This is a genomic window from Streptomyces sp. NPDC002088, from assembly GCF_040296605.1.
Taxonomy (GTDB): Bacteria; Actinomycetota; Actinomycetes; order Streptomycetales; family Streptomycetaceae; genus Streptomyces.
Genome location: NZ_JBEOXO010000030.1, coordinates 70,137 through 82,509, shown reverse-complemented (window position 1 = coordinate 82,509; position 12,373 = coordinate 70,137). Strand labels below are relative to the sequence as shown.

The 12,373-nt window shown below is 69.3% G+C and carries 10 protein-coding genes; 3 read left to right on the top strand and 7 right to left on the bottom strand.

Annotated elements, in window-relative coordinates:
- Positions 1-23 precede the first annotated feature (23 nt).
- Complete coding sequence (locus ABT114_RS41705) at positions 24-1,046, top strand: alcohol dehydrogenase (RefSeq protein ID WP_351149906.1); 1,023 nt, start codon at positions 24-26, stop codon at positions 1,044-1,046.
- Positions 1,047-1,151: 105 nt separating this feature from the next.
- Complete coding sequence (polX, locus tag ABT114_RS41700; protein ID WP_351149903.1) at positions 1,152-2,894, top strand: DNA polymerase/3'-5' exonuclease PolX; 1,743 nt, start codon at positions 1,152-1,154, stop codon at positions 2,892-2,894.
- A gap of 97 nt (positions 2,895-2,991) precedes the next feature.
- Here polX and ABT114_RS41695 read toward each other — a convergent pair whose 3' ends face one another.
- From ABT114_RS41695 to ABT114_RS41680, 4 genes are all read right to left on the bottom strand, one after another.
- On the bottom strand, positions 2,992-4,113 hold the full coding sequence (locus ABT114_RS41695; protein WP_351149900.1) for a CapA family protein: 1,122 nt from the start codon (positions 4,111-4,113) through the stop codon (positions 2,992-2,994).
- Positions 4,114-4,218: 105 nt separating this feature from the next.
- On the bottom strand, positions 4,219-5,613 hold the full coding sequence (locus ABT114_RS41690; RefSeq protein ID WP_351149898.1) for a phosphoribosyltransferase family protein: 1,395 nt from the start codon (positions 5,611-5,613) through the stop codon (positions 4,219-4,221).
- Between the two features lie 353 nt (positions 5,614-5,966).
- Positions 5,967-7,415 (bottom strand): argininosuccinate synthase, encoded by a 1,449-nt coding sequence (gene argG, locus ABT114_RS41685; RefSeq protein ID WP_351149895.1) that lies wholly within the window; start codon positions 7,413-7,415, stop codon positions 5,967-5,969.
- A 292-nt stretch (positions 7,416-7,707) separates the two neighbouring features.
- A complete protein-coding gene (locus tag ABT114_RS41680) occupies positions 7,708-7,899 on the bottom strand; it encodes a hypothetical protein (RefSeq protein WP_351149892.1) in 192 nt (63 codons plus the stop codon).
- Positions 7,900-8,059: 160 nt separating this feature from the next.
- Here ABT114_RS41680 and ABT114_RS41675 point away from each other — a divergent pair, with 160 nt between their 5' ends.
- A complete protein-coding gene (locus ABT114_RS41675; RefSeq protein ID WP_351149889.1) occupies positions 8,060-9,193 on the top strand; it encodes a glutathione-independent formaldehyde dehydrogenase in 1,134 nt (377 codons plus the stop codon).
- 33 nt (positions 9,194-9,226) lie between these two features.
- Here the strand turns inward: ABT114_RS41675 and sbnA are convergent, their stop codons facing one another.
- The 3 genes from sbnA to ABT114_RS41660 are packed head-to-tail and all read right to left on the bottom strand — an operon-like array spanning position 9,227 to position 12,370.
- Positions 9,227-10,252 (bottom strand): 2,3-diaminopropionate biosynthesis protein SbnA, encoded by a 1,026-nt coding sequence (gene sbnA, locus ABT114_RS41670; RefSeq protein ID WP_351149886.1) that lies wholly within the window; start codon positions 10,250-10,252, stop codon positions 9,227-9,229.
- Positions 10,253-10,289: 37 nt separating this feature from the next.
- Positions 10,290-11,369, bottom strand: a complete 1,080-nt coding sequence (gene sbnB / locus ABT114_RS41665; protein WP_351149883.1) for a 2,3-diaminopropionate biosynthesis protein SbnB — start codon at positions 11,367-11,369, stop codon at positions 10,290-10,292.
- Positions 11,366-12,370, bottom strand: coding sequence for a TauD/TfdA family dioxygenase (locus ABT114_RS41660; protein WP_351149880.1), 1,005 nt, complete (start codon positions 12,368-12,370; stop codon positions 11,366-11,368). The genes sbnB and ABT114_RS41660 overlap by 4 nt, the downstream gene beginning before the upstream one ends.
- Positions 12,371-12,373: the final 3 nt, after the last annotated feature.

The following is a 12,373-nucleotide window of genomic DNA, read 5'->3' as shown; positions in this document are numbered from 1 at the left end:
TGACCCGAGTCCGGGGAGAGCAGATGAACACCTACCGAGTCGCGCAGGTGGCCGCCGCCGGCGGGCCATTCGACATCGTCGAGCGCGAGGTGCCGCAGCCGGGCCCCGGCCACGTACGTATTGCCGTGGAGGCCTGCGGCATCTGCCACAGCGACACGTTCTTCGTGGACGCCCAGCTGCCCGGCGTCGAGTTCCCCGTGGTCCCCGGTCATGAGATCGCCGGTCGCATCGAAGAGCTCGGCGAGGGAACGCAGAACCTCGGCTGGCAGGTGGGAGACCGGGTGGTGGTGGGCTGGTTCGGCGGCAGCTGCGGCCACTGCAAGCCCTGCAGGCAGGGCGACTTCATCGTGTGCGAGAACCTGAAGGTTCCTGGATGGACGTACGACGGGGGCTTCGCCGAGTCGATGGTCGCGCCGGCCGACGCGCTGGCCCGTATTCCTGACGCGCTGGCGCCCGCTGATGCGGGACCCTTGGGCTGCGCGGGGGTGACCACGTACAACGGGCTGCGCCGCAGCTCCGCCCAGCCGGGCGATCTGGTTGCCGTACTCGGCATCGGCGGGCTTGGCCATCTGGGCGTCAAATACGCGGCCGCCATGGGCTTTGAGACCGTCGCAATCGCCCGCGGAGCCGACAAGGCCGACTTGGCCAAGCAGCTCGGGGCTCATCACTACGTCGACAGCACAGCCACGACCGTCGCAGACGCGCTGCAATCCCTCGGCGGCGCCAAGGTCGTCCTGGCCACCGCTGGGAGCTCCGATGCCATCGCGGCGACCACGGACGGGCTGTCGCACCGCGGTGAGCTCGTGGTCATCGGTGCGGCGCCCGACCCACTCGCGATCAGCCCGGTCCAGTTGCTCATGGCGGGCAAGGTCGTCCGCGGCCACCCGTCCGGCACGGCGCAGGATGTGCAGGACACCATGGCGTTCAGTGCCCTGCACGGAATCCGCCCGATGGTCGAGACAATGCCGCTGGAGCAGGCAACCGAGGCGTACCAGAAGATGCTTTCCGGCGCCGCCCGCTTCCGCATGGTGCTCATCACCCGTTGACGTGCTGCCTGTCTCGGCGTTGGGGATCGACCGCGTTCCCGCAGTCACCGGGGACCGGGCTCGCTCGGCCCGGGCACGAAGGCAGGGCGGTCTTAACCTGGAGACGTGGCCCGGCCCAACGAGGAGGTCGAGGCGCTCCTGCGGGAGTACGCGGACCTCATCGCGATCACCCACGGCGATGCGTTCAAGGCACGCGTCTATGAGAAGGCTGCCCGCGCGATCGGCGGTCACCCCGCCGATGTCTCCCGCCTCGACGCCAAGGAGCTGCGGGAGATCCCGGGCGTGGGCAAGTCGATCGCCGAGAAGATCGTCGAGTACTTCCGCACCGGCAGCATCACGGTCGTGGAGGAGACGCGGGCGCAGATCCCCGCCGGGGTGCGGGAGCTGGTCACCATCCCCACTCTCGGTCCCAAGAAGGCCATGACGCTCTACGAGGACCTGCACATCTCGTCCGTCGACGAGCTGGCCGACGCCATCCGGGCGGAGAAGCTGCGCGATCTGAAGGGCTTCGGGGAGAAGACCGAGCAGAACATCCTGCACGGCATCGCCCTGCTTCAGCAGGCGGGCGACCGCATCCTGCTGGACATGGCCATGAAGTCGGCCGAAGACATCGTCGCCGAGCTGTCCCGGCTGACCGGCTGCGAGAGCTGCACGTACGCGGGGTCGCTGCGCCGTATGCGGGAGACCATCGGTGACATCGACATCCTGGTCGCGGCCGAGCGGTCGGCGCCGTTCATGGACGCGCTCAGCGCGCTCCCGTCCACCGCCGACGTCATCGCCCACGGCGCGAAGAAGACGTCCGTCCGCACCGTGAAGGGGCTCCAGATCGATCTCAGGGTGCTGCCGCCCGACTCATGGGGCGCCGGGCTGCAGTACTTCACCGGCTCGAAGGCGCACAACATCCGCACCCGCACGATCGCCGTGCGGCGGGGGCTGAAGCTCTCGGAGTACGGGCTGTTCGACACGGAGAGCGGCAAGCGGACCGCTTCCCGGTCCGAGGAGGAGGTGTACGCGCGTCTCGGCCTGCCGTGGATCCCGCCCACCCTGCGCGAAGACCGGGGCGAGGTCCAGGCCGGGATGCGCGGTGAGTTGCCCCAGGTCGTGGAGGAGAAGGACATCCGCGGTGATCTGCACACGCACACCGACCTCACCGACGGCCTCGCCCCGCTGGAGGACATGGTTCACGCCGCCGCGGAGCGCGGTTACGCGTACTACGCGGTCACCGACCACGCCCCGAACCTGTACATGCAACGCATGACCGACGAGAAGATCCTGGCCCAGCGCCGGCTGGTCCGGGAACTCGACGGCGCTCACCACAGGATGCGGCTGTTGCACGGCACCGAGCTCAACATCGGCCCGGACGGCGAGCTGGACTGGCCCGACGATTTCCTCGAGGGCTTCGATCTCTGTGTCGCCGCGGTGCACTCGCACTTCGGGCTGAGCCGGGCGGCGATGACCCGGCGCCTGGTGCGGGCCTGCGAGAACCCGCACGTCAACATCATCGGCCACCCGACCACACGCCTGATCGGCAGAAGGCCGGGCATCGACGCTGATCTCGACGAGGTGTTCGCCGCCTGCGCCCGGACCGGCACCGCACTGGAGGTCAACGCCCAGCCTGACCGCCTGGACCTCAGCGACGAGGACATCCTGCGCGCCAGGCAGTACGGCACGAAGTTCGCGATCGACACCGACGCCCACTCCGTCCTCCATCTCGCGTATCTGCGCTACGGAGTCGGCACGGCACAGCGCGGATGGCTCACCAAGGACGACGTGGTCAACACCTGGCCTCTGGGGCGGCTCCGCCGGTTCCTGCGCGGAGGGCGGGCCGCCCGAGGCCGGACGCCGTGACTGCCTTCGTCGTCCCGCTTCGCCATCCCGATTCGTGATCCCGATGGTCACATGGCCCCCACGGTCACGAAGCCCGACAGTCACGAAGTGCCGGTGATCACTGCTCGGTCGACCACCGCAGTACGAGCGTGCCGTCCGCCCCGCCCTCGACGTGGGAACCGAAGTCACGGCCGATCCGGTCGAGGACTGCCCGCAGCCACGCGCAGTCGTCGGCCGATGCGCGCTGCAACCGCATCCGCCGGGGTTGCAGCGGCACGATCCGCACCCCCACCGTCCTGCCCGATTCGGGTTCCGCCGAGACCAGGACGAGCGGCCGGAGATCGTCGCGGTAGCGCTCGAAACCGCCGATGCCCTCGTAGTCGTCGATGAAGTCGCCGCAGCCGTAGAGGACGAGCCTCCCCCGGTACACCTCCAGAGCACGGGGGTGGTGCGAGGAATGCCCGTGTACGAGGTCCGCGCCGCCGTCCACGAGTGCGTGCGCGAAGCCCACCTCGTCGCCGGAGACGTCGTAGCCCCAGTTGGGGCCCCAGTGGATCGAGGCGACCGCGATGTCCCCGGGGCGTTTCACCTGCCGTATGCGCCCGCTGATCGCGTCCGCGGCGGTGGTTGACGGCTCGGTCACGAAGTGCACGCCCGGCCGGTCCTCGGTCGCGGCCCAGTTCCGCGGGATGCCGCTCGAGGGCATCCCGAAGGAGAAGACCAGGACCCGGCGGCCGCCGCCGAGCGGCACGACCGCGGGCCGCGCGGCCTCGTCCGCGTCGCGACCGGCGCCGACCGTCCTCAAGCCCGCTCCCGCCAGGCTGTCGAGCGTCTCTTCGAGTCCGCGGCGTCCGAAGTCCATAACGTGGTTGTTGGCCAGGACGCATACGTCGGGGCGGGCAGTGACCAGGCAGGGAAGGTTGGCAGGGTTCATCCGGTAGTGGACGCCCTTGCCGGGGGCGAACGTACCGTCCCGCGTCACGCTGGTCTCCAGATTGACCACGCGGACGTCCGGCGCGGCCTCTTCGAGCAGGGGCAGGGCGTCGCCCCAGGGCCAGGAGAATTCGACCGGTCGGGGAATCGGGCCGTTCGCCTCCTCGGCCAGCTCGACGTAGGCACGGGCGTCGCGTATCCAGTCCTCGCGCAACGCGGGGTCACCGGGGTGCGGAAGGATCTGGTCCACGCCGCGACCGAGCATGACGTCGCCGCAGAGGAACAGGGTGACGGTGTCTTCGCGCATGTTGCTCCCAGGCTCTCCGCGCGTGTTCCTCCAGGCTCTTCGCGCGTGTTCCTCCGGGGCCACGGGTCCCTGCCGTACCAAGGGCGTGGTTCCCGTGGCACGCGTTCAGCGGCCGGCCATCTGCGGGGCCGGGGTGAGATGGTCGGTGAACCAGTCCCTGGCCAGGTCCGTGACGGCCTCCAGGGCGCCGGGCTCCTCGAAGAGATGGGTCGCGCCGGGGACGACGGCGAGCCGGTTCTCACAGTGGAGCCGGGCCTGCGCCTGGCGGTTGAGGTCAAGTACGAGCGAGTCGCTGCCGCCGACGATCAGCAGCGTGGGCGCCGTGACCGAGGGCAGCCACGGCCCGGCCAGGTCGGGCCTGCCGCCCCGGGAAACGACCGCGGCGATCTCCTCGCCCCGCTCCACGGCGGCGCCCAGGGCGGCGGCCGCGCCGGTGCTCGCGCCGAAGTACCCCACGGCGAGCCCTTCGGTCTCGGGCCGTCCGCTCAGCCAGCCGGTGGCGTCCGCGAGCCGGTGGGCCAGCAGTCCGGTGTCGAAGACGTTGGCCCGGTCGGTCTCCTCCTCCTCGGTGAGCAGGTCGAACAGCAGCGTGCCGAGGCCCGCCCGGTTCAGCCCGGCTGCGACCGACCGGTTGCGCGGGCTGTGCCGGCTGCTACCGCTGCCGTGCGCGAACACCACCACGCCGGTCGCGGCGTCGGGCACCGTCAGCCGGCCGCGCAGGAGCACGGCACCGGCCCGCACCTCCACCTCCTGGTCACCGGTCCAGTCACCCCGGTCACCGGGTGCCGCACGCCGGTCTCCAGCCGTGGCGCGGGCGTCCTCCGCTCGGCGGGCAGCCGGCCGGCCGGCCCGACCGCTCCGGCGGGCAGCCGCGGCCCGTTCCAGACAGGCGACGACCTCCCCGTCGTCGACCTGGGCGAAGTCGGCGTAGAACTGGCTGATCGCGTAGAAGGGCATGGGGGTGTGCAGGCAGACCAGTTCGTCTGCCTCCCCGCCCAGCCGGGCGGTCCAGTCCGCCGGTGCCACGGGCACGGCCAGCACGATCCGCGCAGCCCCGCGGGCCCGGACGATCCGGCAGGCCGCGCGCGCGGTCGACCCCGTCGCCAGACCGTCATCGACCACCACCGCCGTCCGGCCCTCCAGCGCGGCCGGCTCACGGTCGCCCCGGTATCGCCGGGCCCGGCGCTCCAGCTCCTGGCGCTCCCGGGCCTCGACCCGCGAGATGTCGTCCGCTGTGGCGTGGGCGCTGCGCACCACGTCGTCGTTGATCACGCGTACGCCGTCCTCACCGATGGCTCCCATACCGAGCTCCGGCTGATAGGGCACCCCCAGCTTCCGGACCAGGCACACGTCCAGGGGTGCGCCCAGCGCCTTGGCGACCTCCGCAGCGACCGGAACCCCTCCGCGCGGAAGTCCCAGTACCACCGCCTCTTCACCTCTGAGGTGTGCCAGACGGGCGGCCAACTGCCGTCCCGCGTCGAGGCGATCCATGAGCAGCATGATTCGGCCCTCCTCGTACAGGAGGAGATCAAAACGGCCAGTCGAACGACTGTGCTTCCACTGTGCCTCCGAATTCGGGGGCACGCGCGCGGCCGCAGCCGGCCATCTCCCGTGCGGCGTCCAACGCCGAGCACACCCGCCGTGCCGGGGACCTCGGTCGGGAAGGACGAACACGGAGCTGCCGGCCGGTCCGGCACAGCGGCTCGGGCCCTCGGGCGGTTCGCACGTCTGCACTGTGTCGAACCGCCCGAGCCCCCGGCCTCCCGCTTGCGACCGGGCTCGGCTGCTCCGCTCCCTGCCCGGAACAAACCGACGCACCGGTCAGCCGGGGCACTACTCAGTCGGGGCACCGGTCAGTCGGTGCCGAACTCCATCGCGGCGCGGTCCAGCAGCTCGTCGTCCTCGGCGACCTCGCCGCGGGAGGCGATGGCCTCGGCGCCGCCCTCCGGCATGGTGCCGATCAGGCCGGTCGCCGCCGCCTGGGCGGCGCCGATCAGCTCGGGGTGGGTCGTGCCGACGATGCCGAGGCCGGCGTACTGCTCGAGCCTGGCGCGGGAGTCGGCGATGTCAAGGTTGCGCATGGTGAGCTGGCCGATGCGGTCCACCGGGCCGAACGCCGAGTCCTCGGTGCGCTCCATCGACAGCTTGTCCGGGTGGTAGCTGAACGCCGGGCCAGTGGTGTCCAGGATCGAGTAGTCCTCACCGCGCCGCAGTCGCAAGGTCACCTCGCCGGTGACCGCCGAGCCGACCCAGCGCTGCAGCGACTCGCGGACCATCAGCGCCTGCGGGTCCAGCCAGCGGCCCTCGTACATCAGCCGTCCGAGGCGCCGTCCCTCGTTGTGGTAGTGGGCGAGGGTGTCCTCGTTGTGGATCGCGTTGATGAGGCGCTCGTACGCGGCGTGCAGCAGCGCCATGCCGGGTGCCTCGTAGATGCCGCGGCTCTTCGCCTCGATGATCCGGTTCTCGATCTGGTCCGACATACCCATGCCGTGGCGGCCGCCGATCGCGTTGGCCTCCATCACCAGGTCGACGGCGGAGGCGAACTCCTTGCCGTTGATCGTCACCGGGCGGCCCTGGTCGAAGCCGATCGTCACGTCCTCGGTGTCGATCTCCACCGACGGGTCCCAGAACCGCACGCCCATGATCGGGTCCACGGTCTCCACGCCGGTGTTGAGGTGCTCAAGGGTCTTGGCCTCGTGCGTGGCACCCCAGATGTTGGCGTCCGTCGAGTACGCCTTCTCGGTGCTGTCGCGGTACGGCAGCCCGTGCGCGACCAGCCACTCCGACATCTCCTTGCGGCCGCCCAGCTCGGAGACGAAGTCCGCGTCGAGCCACGGCTTGTAGATGCGCAGGTGGGGGTTGGCGAGCAGGCCGTAACGGTAGAACCGCTCGATGTCGTTCCCCTTGAACGTCGAGCCGTCGCCCCAGATCTGGACGTCGTCCTCGAGCATCGCCCGGACCAGCAGGGTGCCGGTGACGGCACGGCCGAGCGGCGTGGTGTTGAAGTAGGCGCGACCACCCGAGCGGATGTGGAACGCGCCGCAGGCAAGCGCGGCCAGGCCCTCCTCGACCAGCGCCGCCCGGCAGTCGACCAGGCGCGCGACCTCGGCACCGTAGGACTTCGCACGGCCGGGCACCGAGGCGATGTCGGGCTCGTCGTACTGGCCGATGTCGGCGGTGTAGGTGCACGGCACGGCACCCTTGTCGCGCATCCACGCGACCGCGACGGAGGTGTCGAGGCCGCCCGAGAAGGCGATACCGACGCGCTCGCCGGTGGGCAGGGAGGTGAGAACCTTAGACATAGGAAGAGTATTCACTGAACGGCATTTTTATGCAACCTGCCGAGAGATTTCCCTGGGCGGGGTTGGCGCGCGCGCCCGGCACAGCATGGCCGGGAGAGGTGTCGAGCAGGTGCCGCGTGGTGCCGGCACAGACAGAGAGCAGCGCCCGGGCGGGTGGGCGGGAAGGCTGTCGGCGGGCGCCGGCCGGCGTGCCCGGCAGGGCGTCAGCGGCCTGTGCCGCGCCCTTGGGGGACCATGGCGCGCCGCTGCCCCGGCACGGCGCTTTCAGGCGCGGACCGGGGCGCAGGGGATGTCACCTGTCGGCGATGTCCTCGCGGAGGCCGTCGGAGAATTCCCACCACGACAAAGGAAGCCAGTCGCCATTGACAAAGGCATCGACAGTCGCGCCACGACCGCGGACAGTCACGGTCGTTCCAGGCGGGTAGACGGTGCCGGACAGACCGGGTACGGGGACAAGCAGGCTTCCGAGTCGCTGTGCTGACACTTTCGCCCTCTCCATTTCGCAGTAGGGACATCGGGCAGCTATTCATCCCGACAATACCGGCTTGTCCGATTGAGCCGGGCGGAGAATCATGAGAGATGGGTCACGGGAAGATACCGGGGCGGCAACCAGCAACATGCATCACCGAGTAGAGGTGGCAGACATGAAAGCCGTCGTTTACAAGGAACCGTTCACCGTTGCGGTCGAAGATGTTGAACAGCCCAGCATCCAGCACCCGAACGATGTGATCGTACGGATCACCTCCACCGCGATATGCGGATCCGATCTGCATATGTACGAGGGCCGCACCGCTGCGGAGTCCGGCATCGTCTTCGGCCACGAGAACATGGGAATCATCCAGGAAATCGGCCAGGGTGTCACCGCGCTCAAGAAGGGCGACCGCGTGGTCATGCCTTTCAATGTCGCGTGCGGATTCTGCACCAACTGCGTCGAGGGATTCACCGGATTCTGCCTGACCGTCAATCCCGGTTTCGCGGGTGGCGCTTACGGATACGTCGCCATGGGCCCCTGGACAGGCGGCCAGGCGGAATATCTACGCGTTCCCTACGCCGACTTCAACTGCCTGAAGCTGCCGGCGGGAAACGAGCACGAGAGCGACTTCATACTGCTCGCGGACATCTTCCCCACCGGCTACCACGGCTGTGAACTCGCCCAGGTTCGCCCCGGCGAGAGCGTCGCGGTGTACGGCGGAGGACCGGTCGGGCTCATGGCCGCGTACTCGGCTCTCCTGCGCGGCGCGAAGAAGGTGTTCGTCGTGGACCGGGTCCCCGAGCGGCTGCAGAAGGCCGAGGAGATAGGCGCGGTTCCGATCAACTTCGCCGAGGGCGACCCGGTTGAGCAGATCAAGGAGCAGACCGAGGGCATCGGCACGGACAAGGGCGTGGACGCCGTCGGCTACCAGGCGATGGCGCACGGCACGGACCGCGAGGAACCGGCGACCGTCCTGAACTCGCTCGTCGGCACGGTCCGGGCCACCGGAGCGCTCGGCGTGCCCGGCCTGTACGTCCCGTCCGACCCCGGCGGCCCGGACGATGAGGCCAAGCACGGCATGCTCCTCGTCTCGATCGGCAAGCTCTTCGAGAAGGGCCTGCGGATGGGGACGGGACAGTGCAACGTGAAGCGCTACAACCGGTACCTGCGCGACATGATCATCGAGGGCAGGGCGAAGCCCAGCTTCGTCGTCTCCCACGAACTGCCCCTGGACCAGGCACCGTCGGCGTACGACAAGTTCGACAAGCGGATCGAGGGCTACACGAAGGTGGTGCTGCACCCATAGCCCCGTAGCCCAAGACCACGGGTCCGCCACACGCTACGGGCGCTCGCCGGCCGCATCAGGGTTCGCGTCCCCGATGCGGCCGGCTGAATCGACTGTCTCCTGTTCGGAGTCGAGTATCTGGTCGCCGTACAGATCCTGCAGCCAGTTGGTCTGGTAGATGGTGTCGAGGTAGCGCTCGCCGAGGTCCGGAGCGATGGCGACCGCGGTGATGCCACGCGTGTCATGTCGGTGCAACCAGTCCATCGCGCCGCTGATCACCGTCCCCGTGGAGCCGCCGAACAGGAACCCGCGTCTGGCCAGACGGTGGCAGGTACGGATGGTGTCCCCCTCCTCGACCCGGATCACCTCGTCCACATAGGACTCGTCGAGCAGCGGCGGGCGCATGCTCATGCCCAGACCCGGAATCATCCGCCGGCCCGGCTCACCTCCGAAGGCCACCGAGCCCACACTGTCCACGGCGACGATCCGCACCGGCCGGTGCCACTTCCGGAAGTAGCGCGCGCAGCCCATCAGGGTCCCGGTGGTGCCCGCCCCGACGAACAGCACGTCGAGTCGCGGAAAGTGGCCCGCGATCTCCGGCGCCGTCGTGCGGTAGTGGGCCCGCCAGTTGCCCGGATTGGTGTACTGGCTGAGCCACACGTACCGGTTGTCGTTCGCGCACAGCGCACGGACGTAGTCGATCCGCGCGCCGAGGAAGCCTCCGTTGGCGTCCAGGTCGGCGATGATGTGGACCTCGCTGCCCAGCGCCTCCATCAGCAATCTGGTCGAGAGGTTGCAACGGGAGTCCGTCACGCACAGGAATCGGTAACCCTTGCTCGCGGCGATCATGCTGAGCGCGACGCCCAGGTTTCCGGACGAGGACTCGACCAGTATCGAATCCGGCGTCAGGAGCCCGTCACGCTCGGCGGCCTCCACCATCTCGTTCGCGGCCTTCAACTTGATGGAGCCGGCGAAGTTGAAGCCCTCGCACTTCAGGTAGAGAGGGCGCCCCAAAATCGACTCGAGGTCGATATAGAGCTGGCTTTCGTTGAAGGCGTAGGGAGCGGAAATGACGGGCACGGTGGGCCTCCTGATGCCAGAGCTGAGGGAATTGGCTTCAGCCGTACCGGCGCAGGTCGTGGAAGAAATCGTCGATGAGGCGGAGGTCACCCGTCCGGGCTACTTCGTCGTGGACGTACTTGCCGACGGCGAGGTCGAGAACGCCGAGCCCGAAGGGCGAGAAGATCACTGGCCGGTCGGTCGGCGGGGTCACTCGTCCGGTCATGACGTCATGGAGGGTGCCGTCCAGGAAGTCGCGGCTGCCGGTGAGCTGCTCGGCCAGGTGGGGAGACGTGTTGGCCTTCAGACAGTGCTCGACGTCATCGACGATGTTGGCCGAGGCGAGCAGGATCTCGGGGGCGAGGTCACGCAGGGACACATGCAGGACCAAGGGGTTGTGTGCGAACCAGGCCGGGTCGGTGACATGGGGTTCGCCGGCAACGGTGGCGAAGACCACCAGGTCGCTGGCGCGGATCAGCTTTTCGGGGCTGTCGTGGACCGTGACCTGTTCGGCGTGTTTGTGGCTGCCGCCCTGCCGGAGGTAGCCGCAGAAGCCGGCGGTGCTGTCGGCGGACAGGTCGTGCACGCCGACAGTGTCGAACGTCCAGCCTGTGCCGGCCAGGAATGTGTGGATGTAGCGGGCGATCAGGCCGGTGCCGACGAATCCGATACGGGTCGGGCGGGGCCGGTTCCTGCTGAGCCAGTCGGCTGCCAGTGCCGCGGATGCCGCCGTTCGGGTCGCGCTGATGATGGAGCTCTCCAGGCACGCGAAGGGGTAGCCGGTGTCGTGGTCGTTGAGGACGAGGACTGCGGAGGCTCGGGGGAGACCGGCGGTCACGTTGGCCGGGAAGCTGGAGATCCATTTCAGGCCGTCCACGCGGAGCGACCCACCGATGGAGGCCGGCAGAGCGATGATCCGGGCCGTGGGACGGTCGGGGAAGCGCAGGAAGTACGACGGCGGGTTGACCGAGTCCCCGGCGCCGTGCAGCCGGTAGGTGGCCTCGACCAGTTCCACGACCTGTTTCTCGCGCCCGTCGAGTGCTCGCTGCACCTGCGCACCGGAGATCACCGCGAAGGTCGGCATCGGGGCGGAACGGGGCGTGTCAGTCCGGGCGCTGGGTGATGGCAGGGCAGTCATCGCTGGCTCGCCTCCGGGGTCGGGCAACTGTCGGGCAGGCGCTGGGGCTCGGCCATGGCGACCAGCACCTCGCGGTCTCCGGTGAAGGGTTCTCTGCTGTGTGCCGTGCGTACGTTGTCGACCAGCATCACGTCGCCGGCCTGCCAGGGCTCGCGTCGGGTGTGGTCCTCGTAGGTGGCGTTGAGGAGCTGGACGATGTCCTCGCCGATCGGAGAGCCGTCTCCGAAACGGGTGTTGAACGGCAGCCCGTCCTCGCCGTAGACGTCCACCAGGTACTCGCGCACCTCGGGAGCCAGCGTCCACTCGTTGAGGAAGGCGATCTGGTTGAACCAGCAGCGCCTGCCGGTGAGCGGGTGTCGTACCACTGCGCTGCGGCGTTGCTGCGTGCGCAGGGAGCCGTCGGGCTGCCAGGCGAAGTCGATGGCGTGGGCGCGGCAGTAGCGTTCGATGGCAGTACGGTCGTCGGTGCCGAAGGACTCCGCCAGGGACGCCCCGATCTCGTCGTTGTAGCTGCGGGTGAGCAGCCAGCCCGCATGCTCGAACCGTTCGGTCAGCGCGGCGGGCAGTGCCTGGAGCACGCGTTCCGAGTCGGCCACCGCGGTCGCTCCGCCCTGGCCGGGGGCGGTCAGGCAGGCGAACAGCATCAGGCCGGGGATCTCCAGCCGGTAGCTCAGTTCATGGTGCATGCACATCGGCTGGTTGGCCGGCCAGGTCGAGGAGGAATACAGGCCGGGGCCGTAGGTCTGCCGGGGGGCGAAGGCCTCCCGCTCCATCATCGGCTCGCCGGCCAGTTGCGCGAAGACGGTACGGACCTGACCGGCCTCCCGCAGTGCCAAGCCGCGGACGACGAGCACGCCGTGCTCGGTGACTCGGGCTCGTAGCGCATCGCGGTTCTCGGCCGCCCAACCCGGCGCGTCACCGTGAGCCTCGACCTGCAGGATCGGAGGCCTGCCCGGTTCGAGCTGCACCTCGGGCAGGGCTGCCAGGGATGAGGACGACATGTG